The sequence below is a fragment of the Streptomyces sp. NPDC015139 genome, assembly GCF_043079785.1.
GTDB classification, from domain to species: Bacteria; Actinomycetota; Actinomycetes; order Streptomycetales; family Streptomycetaceae; genus Streptomyces; species Streptomyces albidocamelliae.
Genome location: NZ_JBIBUW010000006.1, coordinates 435,491 through 456,846, shown reverse-complemented (window position 1 = coordinate 456,846; position 21,356 = coordinate 435,491). Strand labels below are relative to the sequence as shown.

Sequence of the window (21,356 nt, the reverse complement as noted above, 5' to 3'; positions counted from 1 at the left end):
AGCCGCTGTTCAGCCCGAGTGCTCCGCCAGGCGGTCGAGAAACGCGGCCTGCGCCGTGATGATCACTTCGCGGGCCCGGTCCAGACCCAGCCATGCCACCCGGTCCAGCTCCGGGAACTCCTGGATCCGCCCGGACCGCGGGGGCCACTCCATGCGGAAGGTCCCGGGGTTGACCGACGCGGGGTCCAGGTCCGCCTCGATCGCCCAGGCGGTGACGATCTTGCCGTTGCTCTGCACGACCTCGCCGAGCGGTACGGCCTCCCCGTCCGGCGGCGCCAGCCCCAGCTCCTCCTGGAACTCCCGGCGGGCCGCCTCCCAGGCCGGCTCGTCCGGCTCGTACTCGCCCTTGGGCACGGTCCACGCACCCGCGTCCTTCTTCGCGAAGAACGGGCCGCCCATGTGCCCCAGCAGCACCTCCCGTCCCTCGTCGGTGTGCCGGAACAACAGCAGACCCGCGCTGCGCTTCGTCGCACGCACCGTCACGGCTTGACCTCCGGGTGGGCCGCCAGCAGGGCCTCCACCGTATCGGCCTCCTCGGGGCGTTTGTCCTCGCGGTAGCGGACCACGCGCGCGAACCGCAGGGTGACGCCGGCCGGGTAGCGGGAGGAACGCTGGAGGCCGTCGTAGGCGATCTCCACGACGAGTTCGGGGCGGACCCGGACCACCCCGCCCTCGTCCTGCACCGCCAGTCCCCGCAGTCGCTCGGTCTGCCAGGCGAGCACGGCGTCGGTCATGCCCTTGAAGGTCTTGCCGAGCATGGCGAAGGTGCCGTCGGGGTTGCGTGCGCCGAGGTGCAGGTTGGACAGCTTGCCGGTACGGCGGCCGTGGCCCCACTCGGCGGCCAGTACCACCAGGTCGAGGGTGTGGACCGGCTTGACCTTGAGCCAGGAGGCGCCGCGCCGGCCCGCACTGTAGGGCGCGTCGAGGGCCTTGACCACCACGCCCTCGTGGCCCCGGGCCAGGGTCTCGGCGAGGAACCGTTCCGCCTCCTCGATGTCCTGCGGCCCCGAGGCCACCGTCCGCCGGACACGCATCGGCTCGGGCACCAGCTCGGCCAGCCGCGCGTGCCGTTCGGCGAAGGGCAGGTCGAGCAGGTCGTGGCCGTCGACCGAGAGCGCGTCGAAGAAGACGGGGGAGACCGGCACCTCGCCGGCGGCCTTCGCCACGTCCGTGCGGGACCCGACCCGGCCGGCCGTCTCCTGGAAGGACCGGGGCCGGCCGTCGGCGTCGAAGGAGATCACCTCGCCGTCCAGGATGAACCGCTCGCCCCGCAACTCCAGTGCGGCGGTCGTCACTTCGGGCAGCCGGGCGGTGATGTCGTCGAGCGTGCGGGTGTGGACGCGGACGGTGCCGCCGTCCCGGTGCACCTGGACCCGGATGCCGTCGAGCTTCTCCTCCACCACGCAGGAGCCCAGCTTCTCCACCGCCTCCGCGACCGAGGACGCGCTGTGCGCGAGCATCGGCAGCACCGGCCGGCCGACGGTGAGCCGGAACCGGTCGAGAGACCCGGGGCCCTCACCGAGCAGGGCCTGGGCCACCGGCTGGAGCGAACCGGCGAGCATCACCGCCCTCCGTACGTCCGCCGGGTCCGCGCCGGTCGCCCGGGCGAGCCCCTCCGTCGCGACCGCGTCCAGGGCGCCCTGCCGGACCTCCCCGGTGAGCAGGCCGAGCAGGAAGCGCTGCTCCTCCTCGGTGGCCGCCGTCATCAGCTCGCCGACGATGCGAACCCGCTCCGCCTGTGAACCCGGCCCGGACACCTTGCCCAGGTCGGTGAGGCGGGTGTCGACCTCCCGCACGGTCAGGGAGGGCTCGGCCGCCGGCGGGACCGGCCGGCCCAGCACCTTCCAGCCGACACCGAGCCGGCCCTGCGGCAGCCGCCCGGCCAGATAGGGGATGACGATCGGTACGTCGTCCGCCTCCGCCTCCCGGAACAGCTCCGCGAGCAACGCGGTCTTGCGGGACCGGGCCGCGGTGGCGGCCACCTCCCGGGACACCTGGGCGAGCCGGGTCAGCAGCATGCAGTCATGGTGCACCGGGAGCGAGGTCTCTACACCCGGGCGGTCGCGTCCAGGTCGGCGAAGAGCAGCTCCGCGTTGATCGCCGCGCCCGCCCGGTAGCCGCGGCTGGCCGCGTTCACCACCTGCTCGGCGAACCCGCCGACGTTGCCCGCGGCCCAGACCCCGGGCACGGTCGTCAGCCCCCGCTCGTCGGTCACCGGGTAGGCGCCGAACGGCGTGTCGCGGAGCTCCGCGCCGAGGCGGACGAGCAGGTCGTTGCGGGGCACGGCACGTGGGGCGGCGTACAGCACCTCGCGCTCGTGGACCGTCCCGTCGGCCAGCCGTACCCCGGTGAGCCGGTCGTCGGCCACCACGAGTTCCTCGACCCGGCCCGGCACCAGCGTGACGCCGGCGGCGGCCAGCCGGCGCAGGTCGTCGGCCGTCAGCTCCGACTCGCTCACCTCGTGCAGGAAGAGCCGTACGTCCTTGGACCACTGCGTGACCATGAGTGCCTGGTGCGCGCTGAGCGGGGTGGTCGCCAGCACACCGGTCGGCAGGTCGCGCACCTCCCAGCCGTGGCAGTACGGGCAGTGCACCACGTCCCGGCCGAACCGCTCGGCCAGCCCCGGGACCGCCGGCAGCTCGTCCGCCAGGCCGGTGGCGATCACCAGCTGCCGGGCCCGCACGCTCCGGCCGCTCGCGAGTTCCACCGTGAAGCCCGTGGCGTCCCCGCTCGCGTCCACGGCCCGGTCCCGGACCAGCTCCACCCCGTACCGGGCGATCTCCTCCCGCCCCACCGCCAGGAACTCCGCGGGGGACATGCCGTCCCGGGTCAGATACCCCTGCAGGTGCGCGGACGGCGCGTTGCGCGGCTCGCCCGCGTCGACGACCAGGGTGCGGCGCCGGGCCCGGCCCAGCACCAGCGCCGCGGACAGGCCGGCCGCGCCCCCTCCGACGACGACCACTTCCCAGTTCTCGGTCATGATGACCACCTCCGCGCCCGACGGTGGCCCGGACGCTGCCGGATTGACAAACTTCTTTGCCGAACCTGCAATACCGGTATGAGCACGGAGACGAGTACCGACGACGTCCTCGCGGAGGTGGGTCCGCGGCTGCGGCGGATCCGCAAGGAGCGGGAGGTGACCCTGGCGGCCCTGTCCGAGACCACCGGCATCTCCGTCAGCACGCTCTCGCGGCTGGAGTCCGGCCTGCGCCGACCCAGTCTGGAACTGCTGCTGCCCATCGCCCAGGTCCACCAGGTGCCGCTGGACGAGCTGGTCGGCGCGCCGCCGGTCGGCGACCCCCGGGTGCGGGCCAAGCCCTTGGTGCGCCACGGCCGCACCTTCTGGCCGCTGACCCGCCAGCCCGGCGGCCTCCAGGCCTTCAAGGTCCTCGAGCCGAAGCGGACCGCCGAGCCGGAGCCGCGCAGCCACGAGGGCTACGAGTGGCTGTACGTGCTGTCCGGGCGGCTGCGGGTCGTCCTCGGCGAGCACGACGTGGTCCTGTCGGCCGGGGAGGCCGCCGAGTTCGACACGCGGGTGCCGCACTGGTTCGGATCGACGGGGGAGGGGCCGGTGGAGTTCCTCAGCCTGTTCGGGCCGCAGGGGGAGCGGATGCACGTCAGGGCGCGGCCGGCCCGTACGTGACCCGTCCGACTGTTCCCTGATCGGCAAGCGACCGCTTAGTATGCGATCGGACCCGGTCAGACGAAGCAGTCCCGTGGAGGCCCCGCATGCAGGCATGGCAAGTGCACGAGAACGGCGAGCCGAGCGAGGTGATGCGCCTGGCCGAGGTGGAACGGCCCACGCCCGGAGACGGTCAGGTGCTGCTGCGCGTGCGGGCCGCCAACATCAACTTCCCCGACGCGCTGCTGTGCCGCGGCCAGTACCAGGTGCGCCCGCCGCTGCCCTTCACCCCCGGGGTGGAGATCTGCGGCGAGACCGAGGACGGCCGGCGGGTGATCGCGAACCCCGCGCTGCCGCACGGCGGCTTCGCCGAGTACGCCCTCGCCGACTCCCGCGCCCTGCTGCCCGCGCCCGAGTCGCTGGACGACGCGCAGGCCGCCGCCCTGCACATCGGCTACCAGACCGGCTGGTTCGGCCTGCACCGCCGCGCCCGCCTGGAAGCCGGGGAGACCCTGCTCGTGCACGCGGCCGCCGGCGGCGTCGGCAGCGCGGCCGTGCAGCTCGGCAAGGCCGCCGGAGCCACCGTGATCGGTGTCGTCGGCGGACCGGGCAAGGCCGCCGTCGCCCGCGAGCTGGGCTGCGACGTGGTGGTCGACCGGCGCGCCGAGGACGTCGTCGCCGCCGTCAAGGAGGCCACCGGCGGCAGGGGCGTCGACGTCGTCTACGACCCCGTCGGCGGCGAGGCCTACACGCAGTCCGCCAAGCTGGTCGCCTTCGAGGGCCGGATCGTCGTCGTCGGCTTCGCCGGCGGCACCATCCCCAGCCCGGCGCTCAATCACGCCCTGGTGAAGAACTACTCGATCGTCGGCCTCCACTGGGGCCTGTACAACACCAAGAACCCCGCGCTGGTCCAGCACTGCCACGAGCAGCTCACCGAACTGGCCGCGCGCGGCGCGATCCGGCCGCTGGTGAGCGAGCGGGTGCCGCTGGACGGCGCCGCCGCCGCCGTCCAGCGGGTCGCCGACGGCGTGACCACCGGTCGGGTGGCCGTGGTCCTGGAGAAGGGAGCCGGCGCATGACCGACGCCGAGGAACTGCGCGGCCGCGCGCGTGAGCTGCTGGCCGCCCACCCGCCCGCGGGCACCGACCACCTGGAGTTCCTGCGGGCCCGCTTCGACGCCGGTCTGGCCTGGGTGCACTACCCCGAGGGGCTCGGCGGGCTCGGCGCCCCGCGCTCCCTCCAGGCCGTGGTGGACGCCGAACTGGAGGCCGCGGGCGCGCCCGACAACGACCCCCGGCGCATCGGCATCGGCCTGGGCATGGCCGCGCCGACGATCCTGAAGTACGGCACCGAAGAGCAGAAGCGGCAGTTCCTGCGGCCCCTGTGGACGGGTGAGGAGGTCTGGTGCCAATTGTTCAGCGAGCCCGGCGCCGGCTCCGACCTGGCCGCCCTCGGCACCCGCGCGGTCCGCGAGGGCGACTCCTGGGTGGTCAACGGCCAGAAGGTGTGGACGTCCAGCGCCCACGTCGCCCGCTGGGCCATCCTCATCGCCCGCACCGACCCGGACGTGCCCAAGCACGCGGGCATCACCTACTTCGTCTGCGACATGACCGACCCGGGCGTCGAGGTGCGGCCACTGCGCCAGATCACCGGCGAGGCCGAGTTCAACGAGGTCTTCCTCACCGACGTCCGCATCCCCGACTCCCGCCGCCTCGGCGAGGTCGGCGACGGCTGGCGGGTCGCGCAGACCACGCTCATGAACGAGCGCGTCTCCATCGGCGGCATGCGGCTGCCCCGGGAGGGCGGCATGATCGGCCCGATCGCGCGGACCTGGCGCGAACGCCCCGAACTGCGCACCCACGACCTGCACCAGCGCCTGCTGAAGCTGTGGGTGGAGGCCGAGGTCTCCCGGCTCACCGCCGAACGCCTGCGCCAGCAGCTCGTCGCGGGCCAGCCCGGCTACGAGGGCTCCGGGATGAAGCTGGCCTTCGCCCGCCTCAACCAGGAGATCAGCGGCCTGGAGGTGGAACTCCGCGGCGAGGAGGGCCTCGCGTACGACGACTGGACCATGCGCCGCCCCGAACTGGTCGACTTCACCGGCCGCGACGCCGGCTACCGCTACCTGCGCTCCAAGGGCAACAGCATCGAGGGCGGGACCAGCGAGGTCCTGCTGAACATCGTCGCCGAGCGCGTACTGGGCCTGCCCGCCGAGCCGCGCACCGACAAGGACGTCGCCTGGAAGGACCTCGCCCGATGAGCACCGAGCCGGATCTCCTCTACACCGAGGAGGAAGAGGCGCTGCGCGCCGCCGTCCGCGACCTGCTCACGGACCACTGCGCGGCCCCGGGCGTCATCGCCCGCGCCGAGTCGGACGCGCCGCACGACCTCGCCCTCTGGAAGACCCTGGCCGCCACCATGGGCCTGGCCGGGCTCCTGGTACCGGAGGAGCTGGGCGGTCAGGGCGCCACCCACCGCGAGGCCGCCGTCGTCCTGGAGGAGCTGGGCCGTTCGGTCGCGCCGGTGCCGTACCTGACCAGCGCGGTCTTGGCCACCGAGGCCCTGCTCGCCTGCGGCGACAAGGAACTGCTGGCGCAGCTGGCGGCCGGGCGGGCCGTCGGCGCCCTCGCCGTCGCCCTGCACCACGCGCCCGGCGCCGCCCTCAGGACGGTACGCGTCGAGAACGGCACGCTGCACGGTGAGCTCGCGGGCATCGCGGACGCCGCCGCGGCCGACGTGCTGCTCGTACCGGGCGACGACGGCGGGCTGTACGCCGTGACCGCCGACGCCGTCACGGTCACCCCGCAGGTCTCCCTGGACCTCACCCGCCCGCTCGCCACCGTCACCCTCGACGGAGCAGCCGCCCGCCGGCTCGGCGACGCGGCACCCGCCGTGCGCCGGGCCCTGCGCGCCGCCGCCGGACTGCTCGCCTCCGAGCAACTCGGCGTCGCCGACTGGGCGTTGACGGAGACGGTCCGGTACCTCAAGGAGCGCAAGCAGTTCAACCGGCCGGTCGGCGGCTTCCAGGCGGTCAAGCACCGGCTCGCCCAGCTGTGGCTGGAAGTCGTCAGCCTCCGGGCCGCCGCCCGCGCCGCCGCCGACGCACTGGCCTCAGGCGAGGACACCGACGTCTCGGTCGCCGTCGCCCAGGCGTACGCGGCGCCCGTCGCCGTCCACGCCACCGAGGAGGCGGTGCAACTGCACGGCGGCCTCGGCATGACCTGGGAGCATCCGGTCCACCTGTACCTCAAGCGGGCCAAGGCCGACTCGATCGCCTACGGCACCGCGGGCGCCCACCGCGAGGCACTGGCCGAACTGGCCGACCTCCAGGCACCCTGACCCGTCACGAAGAAGCCCGCCCCACCCGGGGCGGGCTTCTTCGTGCGCCCTTCCCGGCGAAATGAACACAGGGCGGCGATCCAGCCAACTCGGCCACGAGTGGCGGCCGTTGCGCACGCCACGCACGCATACTCTCCCCGGTCCCATCACCCCCAGGGAGGCAGCGCATGGCCCTCACCACCCGTCGCTCAGCCCTCACCACCCTCGGCGCCGCCCTCGCCGGCGCGACCGCCCTGCCCGTCACGCAGGCCGGGGCGGCGGGCGGCCATCCCGGCCGGCGCCCGCTGCGGCACGCCCACGCCCACAACGACTACGAGCACCCGCACCCCCTGTTCGACGCGCTCGACCACCGGTTCGGCAGCGTCGAGGCCGACATCTTCCTCGTCGGGGACCAGCTCCTCATCGGCCACGACGCCTCCGACCTCGACCCCTCCCGCACCCTCGCCTCCCTGTACCTCGACCCGCTCGCCGCCCGCGTGCGGGCCAACCACGGCTCCGTGTACCGCGGACGGCGCCGGCCGCTGCAGCTCCTCATCGACATCAAGACCGAGGGCGCGTCGACGTACCGCGAACTCGACCGCCAGCTGAGGCGCTACCCGCACCTGTTCACCCGGTACGCGCACGGCCGCGTCCACCCCGGGCCGGTCACCGCCGTCGTCTCCGGCGACCGCGCGGCCCGCGCCCCCATGGAGGCGCAGAGCGAGCGCCGCGCCTTCTACGACGGCCGGCCGGCCGACCTCGGCGGCGCGGCCCCCGCCGCCTTCGTCCCGCTGATCAGCGACAACTGGACGCCGAACTTCACCTGGCAGGGCGAAGGCCCCTTCCCGGACGCCGAACGGCGCAAGCTGTGCGGCATCACCGCCGCCGCCCACGCGCGCGGGCAGCGGATCCGCTTCTGGGCGACCCCGGACGCGCCCGGCCCGGCCCGGGACGCCCTGTGGTCGGAACTGCTCGCGGGCGGCGTCGACCACCTCAACACCGACGACCTCGCCGGGCTCGAAGCCTTCCTCGACGCCCACCCCTCCGCGTAACACCACACGATCGGAGGACACGTCAGCCGCCCGGCGGAACCCTCCGCTACGCCACACTTGCGGCCGAACGCCGCTCCTGGGGCGTGGCGGAGGAGGTTTTGATGGCCATTTCCATCTCTGTGGTGCTGCTGCTCCTGATCCTGGCAGTGGTGTTCATCCGCAACGGTGCGCTGAAGATCTCGCACGCGCTGGTCTGCATGCTGCTCGGCTTCTACCTGGCCAGCACCAGCATGGCGCCCACCATCCACAGCGGGCTCACCGCGACCGCCGACCTGGTCAGCAGCCTGCGGCCCTGACGGGGGCGGCCGTGTGGGGCGGCTCGCTCCGACAGCCGCCAGGTACCGGGGTTGGGCATCCCGTCAGGTAGTCGGCCGGGTGGTCCGTCAGGCTGCGGAGAAGACGCCGATGCCGTTCGGGACGGGCCGTTCCGCGCCGCCGCTCGGATGGTTGCGAACCGACACGGCACCGGCGTTCCCCTCGCGGGCCACCAGTGCGGACGAGCCGCCGCCGTCGAGGTTGAGGGCGTCGGACGCGCCCAGTGTCCGCATGGCGTCCGCCTCCTCCGCGACCGTCATGCCGGTCCGGTACTGCGCGGCCCCGTCCAGCACCAGGATCAGCAGCTGCTGCCCGCCGCCCTTGAAGCCCACGACCGTGCGCACCGCCGAGGTCCTGTCGTCGAGGCCGGACAGCGGCTTGCCGGCCCGCAGGACGGGGAAGCCGCCGATCGCGAACGCGTACGGCACCCCGGACGTGGCCGCCGCCAGGCTGTGCTCGACCGTCACCGGGTCGCCGACCGACAGCTTCCGCAGCTGTCGCGCACCCTCCTCACGGCCCAGCAGAACGGTGGTGCCCGCGGCGATCGTGCCGCTGCCGGGTGTGCCGGAGGCGGCCACCACCCGGCCGCCCCGCACCGTCACCTCGTAGGTGTCGTCGCTGCACGGCGCCGCCCGCTCGGAGTCGGTGCCGCAGACGGCACGGGCCCGCGAGACGCTGCCCCACTTCGCGGTGAACGCGCCGACGGAGCTCTGCGGGAGCGCGTACTGGTTGAGGCCCTTGAGGGGCAGCCGGCCGTCCGGCGTGGAGACGGAGCCGACCAGGGCGAGCCGGTCCAGACGGGCCCGCCGGTCGGTGCCCACGCCGAGCACCTCCTGCGTGTTCGTCCCCGGCGGCAGCGCGGGCCCGAACCGCTGGCCCTTGGGCACCGCCGCCTTGAGCACCTTCCCGTCGGCGACGGCCGGTCCGACGGGCGCGCCGGTGGCCTCCACGCCCGGGTGCTGGGTCTCGGTGATGTTGAAGAAGTCGCCGTTGATCCCCGCGACCGCTCCGGCCGAGTCCGCGAGCCGGGAGACGGTGGACCGCGCCGCCACCGCCCCCGGGTACAACAGGTCCACACCCACGTGCGGATTCGCCAGATCGACCGTGAGCAGGTGGGCGTGCGCCGTGCCCGCGGCCGTGTCGACGTCGAACTGCCGGTAGGTGACGCCCGGCGCGATCCGCCTGCCCGCCGGCGCGGCGCCGGCCGGAGCCGCGCCCGCCAGGGCCGCGCCGGCCAGCACACCCAATGCCGTGACAACCGTGAGTACCGCTCTGCCCGCTGCCGAACGCCCGCGACGTCTGGTCACCGTGCCCCCTGATGCCTCGTCAACTGTCCTTGTGTCGAGGGCAGTGCACCAGACGACGGCGGCGAACGGGACGACTAGACGTCGACTACGCGAGAACGGGTGAGAAAACGCACCCCCTCGGGTGCCTCCAGGGAGAATCCGCTCCCCCGGCCCGGGACGACGTCCACGATCAGCCGGGTGTGGCTCCACGCCTCGTACTGGCTCCGCGACATCCAGAACGTGACCGGCTCCTCGACGCCGTCCACGGCCAGCTCGGCCAGCAGCACGTCCGAGCCGCCCGTGCGGAACTCGCCGTCGGGGTAGCACATCGGCGCGCTGCCGTCGCAACAGCCGCCCGACTGGTGGAACATCAGCGGCCCGTGCAGGTCGCGCAGTCGGCGCACCAGCTCGGCGGCCTGCGGGGTGAGCTCGACGCGGGGGACTTCCTCTTCCATGGCACCGTCCTGGAGGACCGGGGACGTCAAAGACGTCGGACCCGATCCAGTCTCACGGCTCGTCATGAGCCCGTCCAGATCGCGTCGTTCCCCGCTCGCGGCGCGTCAGCGGTGGCTGAGGACGTTGACCACCGTGCCGGCCGGGTCCCGTACGAAGAACCGGCGCACGCCCCACTCCTCGTCGGTCAGCGGATGCACGATCTCCGCGCCGCGCGCCACCATCGCCGCGTACACGGCGTCGACGTCGCCGACCTCGATGCTCAGGTCGGGGACGACGGGGGCGGTGCGGTCCTCGCTCATCAGGCTCAGCTGCACGACCGGGTCGCCGGGGGAGGCGAGAGTCATGATCCAACCCTGGTTCATGACCTCCTCCAGCCCCAGGACGCCGTAGAACTCCGCGCTCTCCGGCAGCGCGGTCGTCCGGACGTTGGGAACGACACGGCGTACGTGCATGGCGCGGCTCCGATGGTCGGTCGGCTGTGCTGGACGGTCGGTCAGCCTAGTCCTCGTCCGCGGCGCATCAGCGGCGCGTACACGCCGGCGGCCACGAGCAGGCCCGCCGGCAGGGCCAGATCGATGCCGCCCAGGGCCGCGGCCACGGGGCCGGTGTAGACGGTGTCGACGCAGACCGCGGAAGCCGCCACGCCGGCCGCGAGGGCCAGCGCTCCGGACCGGTTGACGCCGCCGGTGTACCAGAAGGGGCCGGCGGGGGTCTCGTCGGCGAGGGCGGGGCCGTCGTAGCGGTTGCGGCGCAGCAGGATGTCGGTGGCGTACACCGCCGTGCTGGGGCCGAGCAGCACGACGGTCAGCTGGAGCACGTTCCCGACCGTGTCGAGGAAGTCGGAGACGAGCAGCGCGTACAGGGTGAGGGAGACCGACACGGCACCGTCGACGAGGACGCTGAGCGAGCGCCGGATGCGGATGCCGACGGCCTGGAGGGCGAGGCCGGCGCTGTAGGCGGTCAGCGCGTTGAGGGCGACGGTGCCGAGGACCAGGGCCAGCAGGAACACGGGCCGGAACCAGCCGGGCAGCAGCCGTTGCAGCGAGGACTCGGGATCGCCCATGTCGACCGTGGTCGCGGCGAGCGCGCCGAGGCCGCACACCAGGACGCCGGGCAGGAAGCCGCCGAGCGCCGTCCAGCCGGCCACGGCCTTCGCCGGTGTGGTGCGGGGGAGGTAGCGGGAGAAGTCCGCGCTCGTGGTGTACGACAGCGGGCCCGAGGCGACGAGGGCGACACCCGCCAGGACGGTGGCCCACAGATCCGTGCCGGTCAGCGGCCGGTCCGGCACGTAGCCGAAGTCGGCGTGCCGGACCACCGCCACGGCCACCACGGCGAAGACGGCCGTCAGGGCGAGGGTGATCGGGACGTAGAGCCGGACGATCGCCAAGTGGCCGTAGACGCTGATCGCCAGCGTGACCGCGGCGATGAGCACCACGACGGCCGCCTTCACCGGGGTGGTCACCGGCAACCCGGTCCGGCTCACCAGGGAGAAGGCCGCGGTCGCGGCGGCGGCCAGGTTCAGCGCGAAGTAGCAGACGGAGACCATCCAGCCGGTCACCGCGTTGTTCACCCGGTTCCCGCGCACCCCGTACATCGTCCGCGTGATGACCTCGCTGGGGGCGCCCGCCGCCGGCCCCGGGATCGCGAGCAGGCCGGTGAGCAGCCAGAACAGATTGCCGACGACGATCACCACCAGCGCCTGCCACAGGCTCAGCCCCATCAGCACCAGCGCGCCGCCCACCACCAGGCTCAGGTAGTTGACGTTGGCGGCGGCCCACACGGAGAACAGCTCACGGGGGCGGCCCCGGCGTTCGGAGTCCGGGATGTGGTCGATGCCGTGGGCCTCGACGCCACCGGTCCGCCCGGCGCCCGGGGGAGCGGCGGCGGTCCCGTCGGCGGCCGTGCGCCGCGCATCGGGATGCGGGTCGGGGAGCGTGGACGCCATGGGGCCCTCCGGGGCGGTGGGGTCGGCCTGGCCGCTTATTGAGCGCGTGACCAGTTGCTTATTGGTCGCACACTCAATAGCATCGTCGTCATGTCGTCAAGCGTTCAGCGCAAGAGGATCCGCAAGGACCCGGCCGCCCGGCGGGCGGAGATCGTCGACGCGGCCGCCGCCGTCGCTCTGGCCGAGGGCCTGGAGTGCGTCACCCTGCGCCGGATCGGCGAGGAACTCGCCGTGCGCCCCGGTCTGATCAGCCACTACTTCCCCTCGGCCGAGGACCTCGTCGCGGAGGCCTTCGGCAGCGCCGCGACCGGCGAACTCGACCGTCTCCTGCCCGCCGTCCGCCCCGAGGGCAGCCCCACCCGGCACCTGTCCCGCTTCCTGGCCCGCACCTCGGGAGAGGCGTACGACGCCATCAGCCGGCTGTGGATCAACGCCCGCCACCTCAGCCGGTACCGACCCGTGCTGCGCGACCGGGTGGAACAGCAGGAGGCCGCCTGGCGCGACCGGATCGACGAACTGATCCGGGACGGCGTGGCCGCGGGCGAGTTCGTCACGGACGACTCCCTGACGGCCACCGTCCAGATCCTGGTGGTCCTCGACGGCCTCGGCGCGCACGCCAACACGGCGACGCCGCGGCGACCGCCCGCGGTCATGCGGATGGCCGTCACCACCGCCGAACGAGAACTCGGGCTGACGCGCGGCGCGCTCGACCCGGGTGACGACTGAGCGCTGCCGGTGTCTCGGCGGGATCGTCCGCGTCCGGTTCGCACAGCGCGCGGGCGGGTGGCCTGCCCGAGCCGGTCCGGGTGCGGCCGGTCCCGTTCGTCCCTGGGCCGGTCTCCCGGCCGTCCTCGTCCTCGAACGGCCGGCCCGTGAGTCATCCGCCCGGAACCCCGACCGGCTCCGGTGACTCCGCGACGCCCACCGGGCCTGCTCATCCCATCCGCTTCATCCGTTTCCACCCCCCCGTCACCAAGGAGCCTCGTGCCCGCCGACCTCGTACTCCTCTCCGCCCGGCTGCTCGACTCCGGTACGGGCCGGTTCCTCCCGCACACCGCGCTCGCGGCCGAGCACGGGCGCATCAGCTTCCTCGGTGACGACCGGGAGGCCCGTGCCCTCGTGGGCCCCGGCAGCACGGTCGTGGACCTGCGCGGAGCGGTGGTCACGGCGGGCCTCACCGACGGGCACCTCCACCCGGTCTCCGGCGCCGAACGCACCATGGGGGCCGACCTGTCCGCCTGCCGCGACCTGCCCGCCGTACGGACCGCGCTCGCCGAGGCCGCCCGGGGCCTGCGCCCCGGCGCCTGGCTGCGCGGCTGGGGCCTGGACCCCAACGCCTTCGGCATCGCCCCGGTCGGCCACGCGGCCCTCGCCCCCGTCCTCGACGGCATCCCCGCCCTCATCGACCTGTTCGACGCCCACTCGCTGATCGCCAGTGAACGGGCACTGGAACTGGCCGGCGTCGACGGACCGCGCTCGTTCGCCCAGGGCTCGGAGATCGTCTGCGACGCGGGCGGCCGGCCCACGGGCCTGCTGCTGGAGGACGCCGCCTGCGAACTCGTCGAGGCGGTCGCCCCGCGGCCCACCGACGCCGAGATACGCGCCCGGACCGCACGGGTGCTGGGCGCCATGGCCGCCTCCGGACTCACCGGCGGCCACGCCATGGACGCGAACGGGGGCAGCCTCGCCGTCTACGCCGCGCTGGAGGCCGAGGACGCCATGCCCCTGCGGCTGCGCGTCGCCCCCTGGTGCCGGCCCGACGCGGACGACGACACCGTGGACGGTCTCGTCCGGGCGCAGGGCACCGGTGGCAGGTTGTGGCAGGTGGCCGGCGTGAAGCTGTTCATGGACGGCACCATCGACAACGGCACCGCCTGGCTGGAGAGCCCCGACTGCCATGGTGAGTCGGCCGCCGCCCACTGGCCCGACCCGCAGCGCTACACGGACGTGATCGCGGCTCTCCATCGCGCCGGCGTGCCCACGGCCACCCACGCGATCGGCGACGCGGCGGTACGCCATGTCCTCGACTCCGTCGAGAAGGCACAGGCGGAGGCTCCGGGATCGGTGCGGGAGCCGGCGAAGGGGTCCGTACGAAGGCCGGCGCCGAGGTCGGCGACAGGTCCGGTACGCCACCGTGTCGAGCACATCGAGACCGTCCCCGACGACACCGTGCGACGGTTCGCGCCGCTCGGCGTCGCCGCCTCCATGCAGCCCACCCACTGCTGCGAGTTCACGCGCGCCGATCACACCGACAACTGGTCGCGCCGACTCGGCGAGGAGCGCGCCGATCGCGCGTTCCGCTGCCGTGACCTCTGGGAAGCCGGCGCACGGGTCGTCCTCGGATCGGACTGGCCCATCGCGCCGTACCCGCCGCTCCAGGTCATGGCCGGCGCCCGGCACCGCCGCCCCGCCGACCTCTCCCTGCCCCCGCACGGCCCCGGCCAGGCCCTCACGCCACTCCAGGCGCTCCAGGGAATGACGGTCAACGCCGCCTGGGCCGCAGGAGAGGAAGACCACGCCGGCCGGCTCTCCGTCGGCCGGCGCGCCGATCTGACGGTCCTGGCCGAGGACCCGCTCGCCGTGCCCGACACCGACCTCTCGGCGCTCCCCGTCCTGCTCACCGTGGTGGGAGGACGGACGACCCACCGGGCGGCGGATCTGTGACCGGTGCCGGAGGGCACGGCACGACAGGACACCCTGCTGTGCGCTCCGGCGACCGCCGGGTGTCCTCTCCGTCGTCCCAGCCGGCTCCTTCGACCGCACGGCTCGGCCGGCGGCGGGCGGCGCCCCTGAGCGTCCGGCCCGGTCAGGGCCGGCTGCGGCGGCGCTCGCGGCGGGCACGCCCGGCCTCGATCAGCAGCGGCAGCATCGACAGGGCGACGACCACGACGACCAGCGGCAGCAGATACTCGTCGAGGTGCGGGAAGGAGGCGCCCAGGGTGTACCCGGCGAGTATCAGGGTCTGCGACCAGAGCACCCCGCCCACGGTCTGCCAGACCGTGAAGGGCCGCCTGGGCACCCCGAGCGCACCGGCGACCGGGTGCAGGACCGTCCGCAGCAGCGGCACGAACCGGCCGATCACCAGCGCCTTGCCGTAGCCGTAGCGGGCGAGCAGGTCCTCCGCCCGCGCCACCGCGCCCTTCACACGCCGGTTGGACGTGCGGCTCAGAAGCCTTCGCCCGCCGTGGCTCCCGATCAGATAGCCCACCTCGCCACCGGCCACCGCGCCGACCGCCCCGCACAGCAGGACCTGCCACAACACCAACCCGGGGTCCTGCTGAGCACTGCCGGCGCACAGCACACCGGCCGGGAACAGCAGCGTGTCACCGGGCAGGAAGAAGCCGAAGACCAGCAGACCCGACTCGGCGAAGATCACGACGAGGAGCCCGAGCGCCCCGAAGGCAGCCAGCACCGAGGCGCTGTCCATCGGGTTGACGGCTGTCACCGCCATCGCCTCCAGGCCGTCCTCGTCGGTCGCTCTCCCTCCCAGCATCTCCTGTCACCCCGGCGCAGGCGCTCGCGGCGGCCACCTCAAGCTCCGGGGCCACCTCAGGCTCCGGGAGCACCTCAGGCTCCGCGCCGGCTGAAGAGGGCGCCCGCCGGGCACCTGGCCCGGTCGGACGCCCTTTCGTTGTTCGGCTGCGAATCCGTCCGTAGGTCCGTCGGACGGATCTAGAAGAAGCCGAGCCTCTTCGCCGAGTACGACACCAGGAGGTTCTTGGTCTGCTGGTAGTGGTCCAGCATCATCTTGTGGGTCTCACGGCCGATGCCGGACTGCTTGTAGCCGCCGAAGGCGGCGTGCGCGGGGTAGGCGTGGTAGCAGTTGGTCCACACGCGGCCCGCCTGGATCGAGCGGCCCGCGCGGTAGGCGGTGTTGATGTCCCGCGTCCACACGCCCGCACCGAGGCCGTACAGCGTGTCGTTGGCGATCTTGATGGCGTCGTCGAAGTCGTCGAAGGCGGCCACCGAGACGACCGGGCCGAAGATCTCCTCCTGGAAGACGCGCATGCGGTTGTCGCCCTCGAAGATGGTCGGCTGGACGTAGTACCCGCCCTTGAGCTCACCGTCGTGCTCGATGCGCTCCCCGCCGGTGAGCACCCGGGCGCCCTCCTGGCGGCCGATGTCCAGGTAGGAGAGGATCTTCTCCAACTGGTCGTTGGAGGCCTGGGCGCCGATCATCGTGTCGGTGTCGAGCGGGTGCCCCGTCTTGATCAGCCGGGTCCGTTCGACCGCCGCCTCCAGGAACTCCGAGTAGTGACCGCGCTGGATCAGCGCCCGCGACGGACAGGTGCACACCTCGCCCTGGTTGAGCGCGAACATCGTGAAGCCTTCCAGCGCCTTGTCCCGGAAGTCGTCGTCGTGCGCCCACACGTCGTCGAAGAAGATGTTCGGCGACTTGCCGCCGAGCTCCAGCGTGACCGGCTTGATGTTCTCCGAGGCGTACTGCATGATCAGCCGCCCGGTCGTGGTCTCCCCGGTGAACGCGATCTTCGCGACCCGCGGGCTGGACGCCAGCGGCTTGCCCGCCTCCGCGCCGAAACCGTTGACGATGTTGAGCACGCCCAGCGGCAGCAGATCGGCGATGAGGCTCATCCAGTAGTGGATGGAGGCCGGGGTCTGCTCGGCGGGCTTGAGGATGACCGCGTTGCCCGCGGCGAGCGCCGGCGCGAGCTTCCAGGCCGCCATCAGGATCGGGAAGTTCCACGGGATGATCTGCGCGACCACGCCCAGCGGCTCGTGGAAGTGGTACGCCACCGTGTCGTCGTCGATCTCGCCGAGCGAGCCCTCCTGCGACCGGACCGCCCCCGCGAAGTAGCGGAAGTGGTCGATCGCGAGCGGGATGTCGGCCGCCAGCGTCTCCCGCACCGGCTTGCCGTTCTCCCAGCTCTCGGCCACCGCCAGGCGCTCCAGGTTCGCCTCCATGCGGTCGGCGATCTTCAGCAGGATGTCGGAACGCTCCGTCACCGACGTACGGCCCCATCCGGGAGCGGCCTCGTGCGCCGCGTCCAGTGCCCGCTCGACGTCCTCCGCGGTGCCGCGCGCGATCTCCGTGAACGGCTGCCCGTTGACCGGCGACGGATTCTCGAAGTACTGCCCCCGCGCCGGCGGCACGTACTCACCGCCGATGAAGTGGTCGTAGCGCGCCTGGTAGGAGACGATCGCGCCCTCGGTGCCCGGCGCCGCGTAACGAGTCATGCTGGTCTGCCTCCCTTGCAGCGCTGCCCGCCGTTGGGCAGCTCTCGGCGCGAGGCTAGGCAGGCGGACGTTGCAAGTACGTTGCGCCGATGGCCCGCGCCACCACCCTGCCGGCCGGGGCCGTCAGTTCCGCCTCCAGCGCGGCCAGTCGCGCCCGCACCGAAGCCGTGGGACGCACCGCGGCCAGCGCCCGCCACACCTCGACGTCGTCCTCGCCCCACGGCGCGTGGGCCCAGTCCGCCAGCAGGTCCGGGTCACCGTGCGCCACCAGGGCCGTGCGCAGCCCGTCGGCGAGCCGGTCCCGCAGCCGCACGATCGCCGGGGCCTGCGAGCCGGGCAGCAGCGGACCGCTGTACGCCTCCGCCGCCGCCGTGACCGCCCCCGCCCCGAGCCGCCGCTCCACCGCGGTGGCGTCCGACTCCACCGCCGCCGTGAGCCGGTACGGCCGCGAGGCGAGCAGACCCGGGCCCAGCAACCGGCGCAGCCGCGCCAGTTCTGCGCGGATGGTCACCGGGGTCACCGACTCGTCCGCGTAGAGGGCGCAGAGCAGCTCGTCACCGCTCAGCCCTTCCGGATGCCGGGACAGCAGCACCATGATCTCGCTGTGCCTGCGGCTCAGTCTGATCCGCCGTCCGTCCAGAACCAGTTCGGCCTCGTCCCGGCCCAACGCGCCGAGCAGTGGCGTGTCCTCAGCGGGCCGCGGTGGCGTCAGCAGCGCGAGCTGCGCCTCGGCGGCCCGGGCCACCGCCTGCACGAAGCCGAGGCTGTGCGGATGCGCGAGCCCGTCTCCGCCCGTGATGTCCACAGCGCCCAGCACCCGGCCGGTGCGCGGATCGTGCACCGGCGCCGCAGCGCACGTCCACGGCTGCACCCTGCGTATGAAGTGCTCCGCGGCGAACACCTGTACCGGCCGGTCCACGGCCACCGCGGTGCCCGGCGCGTTGGTGCCGACCGCGGTCTCGGACCAGCGTGCCCCCGGCACGAAGTTCATCCCGTCCGCCCTGCGCCGGGTCGCCCGGTGCCCCTCGACCCACAGCAGCCTGCCGTGCGCGTCGCACACCGCCAGCAGATGCTCGCCGTCCGCGGCGAACGTGCCCAGCAGCTCCCGGAAGAGGGGCATCACCCGGGCCAGCGGATGCTCCGCCCGGTAGGCGCCCAGGTCCCCGTCGGTCAGCTCCACGCTGGCCGCGCCGTCCGGTCCGACGCCGGCGCGTGCGCTGCGCCGCCAGGACTCCGCGACCACCGACCGCACCGGCCGCGCGACCGTGCCCGCCGTGGTGAACGTCTCGTGCGCACGGCGCAGCACACGGACACGTTCGGCGGGGTCGGCCCCCGGTTCCAGGGCCACCCACGCATCGGTCAACTCGGCCTCCCCGGACGGTCGAAGAGCGGTACTGCGGCTGGGGCCATCGTCACGCACCGTGTTCGCGCGGACAACAGGCAGGACGTGCGCTAGGCGAAATTGACCATTCTGATGTACCGCACCCAGTCCCAGGAAGGGCCGGGATCGGTGTGGTCGGTACCCGGCACCTGGTAGTGGCCGATGATGTGTTCCCTGTCCTTGGGGATGCCGTGCGTCTCGCAGATCGCCGCGGTGAGCTTCGCGGACTGCGCGTAGAGGGCATCGGTGAAGTACTCGGGCCGGTCCACCCAGCCCTCGTGCTCGATGCCGATGCTGCGGGTGTTGTAGTCCCAGTTGCCCGCGTGCCAGGCGATGTCCGCCTCGTGCACGCACTGCGCGACGCGTCCGTCCGACGACCGGACCAGGTAGTGCGCGGACACCTTCTTCTGCGGGTTCCGGAAGATCGACAGGGTGTCGGCGTACGTCTCCTGCGTGACGTGGATGACCACGCGGTCGATGGCGTAGCTGCCGGGGCGTTCGGACGGCGTGTAGTTGGAGGTGCTCGCCGCGTGCCACTCGGCGGACGGGTAGTCCACGACCTGGGTCTGCGCGTCGGCACGTGGGTCGGGGAGCAGTGCGTAGGGGACGGCGGACAGCGCCGCGCCCTTGAGGAACCGCCGCCTGCTCAGACGCCGATTCGGTCGCTCCATGTCCATGGTGGGGCCTTTCGGAAGTCGGGGTGGACCGGCGAGAGGTGGGGGCCGCCGGTGCTCAGGGAGTGCTGCGGACGGTCAGGGGTGCCGTCTGGGGCGTTCTGCCGGGGGTGTGCCAAGGGGAACGCCGGGGGAGTGCCAGGAGGGAGGGCTGCCGGGGGAGTGCCAGGGCTGGGTCGTCCGGGCAGTGCCACGGGTGGGCCGTCCGTGGATCGCCTCGGGCGGTCGAGAGGGCTTCGGGTGGTCAAGGGGGCTTCGGGCGGTCAAGGGGGCTTCGGGCGGTGGCGGGGAGGCGTCAGCCGCGCGGTGCTCGCGCCGCGCATCGACATGCCCCCGGCTCACGGAGTCCGTGCTCGCGCACCGGTCACCGCGCCGGGGCGGACCGCGATATGCGGAACCCGTGCGCCGGCGGGCGTGCGCACCCGGCCGGGAGGGGCCGGGTGACTCCCCGCCGATTCACCTCGTGCGACGCGCGAAGTGCCATGGAGCGGTCCGGGCCCACGGCCTCGCGCCGCCGTGTCCCGGTCGTCTCTCCGTACATGTGTCCCCCGATCCGTGTGCGCGCCGTCGTCCGTCGCCGGTGTTTCCTCTCGGTGTCCGCGAGCGTCCTGCGGCTGTGACGGCCCGGCAGGTGCGGCTCGTGCGAATCACGGTACGGCGCCGCCGGGTTGGGCAGAAGAAGGCGGCGCGGTTCCGTGGACAACGCGCCACCTGTGGACAACTCGGCCACCCGTTCGGGTCAATCGGAGGCTTCGATAACAGTATTGACGGAGCATCACCGCATGCAGTGACGTTACGTCAGGCGCGCCGGGCGGTTCACGACGGAACCGCCCTCCCAGCGGCTTCACGGCGGTTCCGGGGCAGGGAGCCGTGGGGCCCGCGGTCGTCGGGCGATCGACCTCAGGACCGTTCCGCCACCGCCGCCGGGTCGTCCAGTACCGCCCGGACGACGGAGTGCGCGGCGCCCAGCAACGGACCCTCCGAGCCCAGCCGGGACACGGCCACGGGGCAGGCGGGGCCCGCCGTGCGGTCGGCCAGCTCGCTCTCCAGCGACGGCAGCAGCCACGGCGAGAGACCGGCCAGGGCGCCGCCCAGGACCACCGTCTCGGGGTCGAGCAGATTCACCGCCCCGGTCAGGGCTACGCCGAGTGCCGTTCCGGCGTCCCGCAGAGCCTCCCGAACGCGCTCGTCGCCCGCCGCGGCCCGCTCCGCGAGCAGCCCGACCAGGTCCTCGCCCGGTTCCAGTCCGGCCGCGCGCAGCACGGCCTCCTCGCCCGCGTACTGCTCCAGGCATCCGCGGCCTCCGCAGGGGCAGGGCGGCCCGTCCGGCCGCACGGGCACATGGCCCAGCTCGCCCGCGAACCCCCGGGTGCCGCGCAGCAACCCGCCGTCCACGACCACGGCGGCACCGATGCCGATCTCGGCCGACACGTGCAGGAAGTCCTGGGAGGCGACACCCTCGCCGAGCCACAGTTCCGCGAGGGCGCCGAAGTTCGCCTCGTTGTCGACGGTCAGCGGTCCTGCCGCGGGCAGCAGGGCGCCGAGGTCGGTGTCGTGCCAGTCCAGGTTCGGGGCGCGCACGACCGTCCGTCCGTCCCGCGCCACCAGCCCGGGGACGGCGACGGCGAGCCCGGCGGGCCGGAGGTCCTCCCGCTCGGCGTCCGCGACCACCTCGCGGACCAGATCCGTCAGCTCCTCGATCACCGGACCGGGCCGACGGCCCCGGTTGGCGCCGTACCGCACGCCCCGCGCGCGGACCGTGCCACGCAGGTCCACCGCGCACACCGCCAGGTGATCGACGCCTATCTCCGCCCCGATCCCGGCCGGACCTCGGCCGCTCACCGCGAGTGCCGAACCGGGCCGGCCCACCCGGCCCGGGCGTTCGGGCCCCAGTTCCTCCAGCAGTCCCCAGCGGATCAGGTCGTCCACCAGGGTCGACACCGCCGCCCTGGTCAGGCCGATGTGCGAGGCGACCGCCGCCCGCGAGAGCGGTCCCTGGGCGCTGACGGCATGCATCACCCGGGCGAGGTTGCGCCGGCGCATCCCCTGCTGGGTGTCCGGCAGGGCACGGCCGCTGCCCGCGGGGCGGCCCTCGTGGGGCGGCGTGGTCATGC

At 73.5% G+C, this 21,356-nt stretch carries 20 protein-coding genes; 8 read left to right on the top strand and 12 right to left on the bottom strand.

What is annotated here, in order from left to right:
- Positions 1-9: 9 nt before the first annotated feature.
- The 3 genes from ACF08B_RS19650 to ACF08B_RS19640 are packed head-to-tail and all read right to left on the bottom strand — an operon-like array spanning position 10 to position 2,980.
- On the bottom strand, positions 10-483 hold the full coding sequence (locus tag ACF08B_RS19650) for an NUDIX domain-containing protein (RefSeq protein ID WP_392318497.1): 474 nt from the start codon (positions 481-483) through the stop codon (positions 10-12).
- A complete protein-coding gene (locus ACF08B_RS19645) occupies positions 480-2,018 on the bottom strand; it encodes an ATP-dependent DNA ligase (protein ID WP_392318496.1) in 1,539 nt (512 codons plus the stop codon). Before ACF08B_RS19645 ends, ACF08B_RS19650 begins: the two co-directional genes overlap by 4 nt.
- A 29-nt stretch (positions 2,019-2,047) precedes the next feature.
- Entirely contained in the window at positions 2,048-2,980 is a 933-nt protein-coding gene (locus tag ACF08B_RS19640) for an NAD(P)/FAD-dependent oxidoreductase (protein WP_392318495.1), read from the bottom strand.
- Between the two features lie 78 nt (positions 2,981-3,058).
- On the opposite strand from ACF08B_RS19640, the gene ACF08B_RS19635 reads away from it, so the two are divergent.
- From ACF08B_RS19635 to ACF08B_RS19610, 6 genes are all read left to right on the top strand, one after another.
- Positions 3,059-3,643 (top strand): helix-turn-helix domain-containing protein, encoded by a 585-nt coding sequence (locus ACF08B_RS19635; protein ID WP_392318494.1) that lies wholly within the window; start codon positions 3,059-3,061, stop codon positions 3,641-3,643.
- A gap of 86 nt (positions 3,644-3,729) precedes the next feature.
- Positions 3,730-4,701 carry an NADPH:quinone oxidoreductase family protein gene (locus ACF08B_RS19630; protein WP_392318493.1) on the top strand — a complete coding sequence of 324 codons (972 nt, stop codon included), beginning with the start codon at positions 3,730-3,732 and terminating at the stop codon, positions 4,699-4,701.
- Positions 4,698-5,879 carry an acyl-CoA dehydrogenase family protein gene (locus ACF08B_RS19625; protein WP_392318492.1) on the top strand — a complete coding sequence of 394 codons (1,182 nt, stop codon included), beginning with the start codon at positions 4,698-4,700 and terminating at the stop codon, positions 5,877-5,879. The genes ACF08B_RS19630 and ACF08B_RS19625 overlap by 4 nt, the downstream gene beginning before the upstream one ends.
- Positions 5,876-6,958, top strand: coding sequence for an acyl-CoA dehydrogenase family protein (locus ACF08B_RS19620; protein WP_392318491.1), 1,083 nt, complete (start codon positions 5,876-5,878; stop codon positions 6,956-6,958). The genes ACF08B_RS19625 and ACF08B_RS19620 overlap by 4 nt, the downstream gene beginning before the upstream one ends.
- A 167-nt stretch (positions 6,959-7,125) precedes the next feature.
- Entirely contained in the window at positions 7,126-7,989 is an 864-nt protein-coding gene (locus tag ACF08B_RS19615; protein ID WP_392318490.1) for a phosphatidylinositol-specific phospholipase C/glycerophosphodiester phosphodiesterase family protein, read from the top strand.
- A gap of 101 nt (positions 7,990-8,090) precedes the next feature.
- The gene (locus ACF08B_RS19610; RefSeq protein WP_020938562.1) at positions 8,091-8,285 is read left to right on the top strand and encodes a hypothetical protein; all 195 of its coding nucleotides are present in this window, start codon (positions 8,091-8,093) and stop codon (positions 8,283-8,285) included.
- An 87-nt stretch (positions 8,286-8,372) separates the two neighbouring features.
- Here ACF08B_RS19610 and ACF08B_RS19605 read toward each other — a convergent pair whose 3' ends face one another.
- The 4 genes from ACF08B_RS19605 to ACF08B_RS19590 all read right to left on the bottom strand — a co-directional run bounded on the left by ACF08B_RS19605 (position 8,373) and on the right by ACF08B_RS19590 (position 11,991).
- Entirely contained in the window at positions 8,373-9,551 is a 1,179-nt protein-coding gene (locus ACF08B_RS19605; RefSeq protein WP_392318489.1) for a phosphodiester glycosidase family protein, read from the bottom strand.
- A 134-nt stretch (positions 9,552-9,685) separates the two neighbouring features.
- A complete protein-coding gene (locus ACF08B_RS19600) occupies positions 9,686-10,045 on the bottom strand; it encodes a DUF779 domain-containing protein (RefSeq protein ID WP_093479437.1) in 360 nt (119 codons plus the stop codon).
- A 105-nt stretch (positions 10,046-10,150) separates the two neighbouring features.
- Positions 10,151-10,498, bottom strand: coding sequence for a VOC family protein (locus tag ACF08B_RS19595; protein ID WP_392318488.1), 348 nt, complete (start codon positions 10,496-10,498; stop codon positions 10,151-10,153).
- Positions 10,499-10,539: 41 nt separating this feature from the next.
- The gene (locus ACF08B_RS19590; protein WP_392318487.1) at positions 10,540-11,991 is read right to left on the bottom strand and encodes a purine-cytosine permease family protein; all 1,452 of its coding nucleotides are present in this window, start codon (positions 11,989-11,991) and stop codon (positions 10,540-10,542) included.
- A gap of 90 nt (positions 11,992-12,081) precedes the next feature.
- On the opposite strand from ACF08B_RS19590, the gene ACF08B_RS19585 reads away from it, so the two are divergent.
- Positions 12,082-12,717, top strand: coding sequence for a TetR/AcrR family transcriptional regulator (locus tag ACF08B_RS19585; protein WP_093695590.1), 636 nt, complete (start codon positions 12,082-12,084; stop codon positions 12,715-12,717).
- A gap of 258 nt (positions 12,718-12,975) precedes the next feature.
- Positions 12,976-14,655, top strand: coding sequence for an amidohydrolase (locus ACF08B_RS19580; RefSeq protein WP_392318486.1), 1,680 nt, complete (start codon positions 12,976-12,978; stop codon positions 14,653-14,655).
- Positions 14,656-14,797: 142 nt separating this feature from the next.
- On the opposite strand, the gene ACF08B_RS19575 is transcribed toward ACF08B_RS19580, so the two are convergent.
- The 5 genes from ACF08B_RS19575 to ACF08B_RS19555 form a co-directional block, all read right to left on the bottom strand.
- Entirely contained in the window at positions 14,798-15,436 is a 639-nt protein-coding gene (locus tag ACF08B_RS19575; protein ID WP_392318572.1) for a DedA family protein, read from the bottom strand.
- Between the two features lie 227 nt (positions 15,437-15,663).
- Positions 15,664-17,187 carry an aldehyde dehydrogenase family protein gene (locus ACF08B_RS19570; protein WP_392318485.1) on the bottom strand — a complete coding sequence of 508 codons (1,524 nt, stop codon included), beginning with the start codon at positions 17,185-17,187 and terminating at the stop codon, positions 15,664-15,666.
- A 55-nt stretch (positions 17,188-17,242) separates the two neighbouring features.
- Positions 17,243-18,550: a GAF domain-containing protein gene (locus tag ACF08B_RS19565; protein WP_392318484.1), complete on the bottom strand. Its 1,308-nt coding sequence runs from the start codon at positions 18,548-18,550 to the stop codon at positions 17,243-17,245.
- 89 nt (positions 18,551-18,639) lie between these two features.
- The gene (locus ACF08B_RS19560; RefSeq protein ID WP_392318483.1) at positions 18,640-19,245 is read right to left on the bottom strand and encodes an N-acetylmuramoyl-L-alanine amidase; all 606 of its coding nucleotides are present in this window, start codon (positions 19,243-19,245) and stop codon (positions 18,640-18,642) included.
- Positions 19,246-20,142: 897 nt separating this feature from the next.
- Positions 20,143-21,354: an ROK family protein gene (locus ACF08B_RS19555; RefSeq protein ID WP_392318482.1), complete on the bottom strand. Its 1,212-nt coding sequence runs from the start codon at positions 21,352-21,354 to the stop codon at positions 20,143-20,145.
- Between the last annotated feature and the right edge of the window lie 2 nt (positions 21,355-21,356).

What these genes read in the sequence shown, in the direction of transcription:
- ACF08B_RS19645 (WP_392318496.1), bottom strand. Translation starts at nt 2,018, where the DNA reads ATGCTGCTGACCCGGCTCGCCCAGGTGTCCCGGGAGGTGGCCGCCACC.
- ACF08B_RS19640 (WP_392318495.1), bottom strand. Translation starts at nt 2,980, where the DNA reads ATGACCGAGAACTGGGAAGTGGTCGTCGTCGGAGGGGGCGCGGCCGGC.
- ACF08B_RS19635 (WP_392318494.1), top strand. Translation starts at nt 3,059, where the DNA reads ATGAGCACGGAGACGAGTACCGACGACGTCCTCGCGGAGGTGGGTCCG.
- ACF08B_RS19630 (WP_392318493.1), top strand. Translation starts at nt 3,730, where the DNA reads ATGCAGGCATGGCAAGTGCACGAGAACGGCGAGCCGAGCGAGGTGATG.
- ACF08B_RS19625 (WP_392318492.1), top strand. Translation starts at nt 4,698, where the DNA reads ATGACCGACGCCGAGGAACTGCGCGGCCGCGCGCGTGAGCTGCTGGCC.
- ACF08B_RS19620 (WP_392318491.1), top strand. Translation starts at nt 5,876, where the DNA reads ATGAGCACCGAGCCGGATCTCCTCTACACCGAGGAGGAAGAGGCGCTG.
- ACF08B_RS19615 (WP_392318490.1), top strand. Translation starts at nt 7,126, where the DNA reads ATGGCCCTCACCACCCGTCGCTCAGCCCTCACCACCCTCGGCGCCGCC.
- ACF08B_RS19610 (WP_020938562.1), top strand. Translation starts at nt 8,091, where the DNA reads ATGGCCATTTCCATCTCTGTGGTGCTGCTGCTCCTGATCCTGGCAGTG.
- ACF08B_RS19600 (WP_093479437.1), bottom strand. Translation starts at nt 10,045, where the DNA reads ATGGAAGAGGAAGTCCCCCGCGTCGAGCTCACCCCGCAGGCCGCCGAG.
- ACF08B_RS19595 (WP_392318488.1), bottom strand. Translation starts at nt 10,498, where the DNA reads ATGCACGTACGCCGTGTCGTTCCCAACGTCCGGACGACCGCGCTGCCG.
- ACF08B_RS19590 (WP_392318487.1), bottom strand. Translation starts at nt 11,991, where the DNA reads ATGGCGTCCACGCTCCCCGACCCGCATCCCGATGCGCGGCGCACGGCC.
- ACF08B_RS19585 (WP_093695590.1), top strand. Translation starts at nt 12,082, where the DNA reads ATGTCGTCAAGCGTTCAGCGCAAGAGGATCCGCAAGGACCCGGCCGCC.
- ACF08B_RS19570 (WP_392318485.1), bottom strand. Translation starts at nt 17,187, where the DNA reads ATGACTCGTTACGCGGCGCCGGGCACCGAGGGCGCGATCGTCTCCTAC.
- ACF08B_RS19560 (WP_392318483.1), bottom strand. Translation starts at nt 19,245, where the DNA reads ATGGACATGGAGCGACCGAATCGGCGTCTGAGCAGGCGGCGGTTCCTC.
- ACF08B_RS19555 (WP_392318482.1), bottom strand. Translation starts at nt 21,354, where the DNA reads ATGACCACGCCGCCCCACGAGGGCCGCCCCGCGGGCAGCGGCCGTGCC.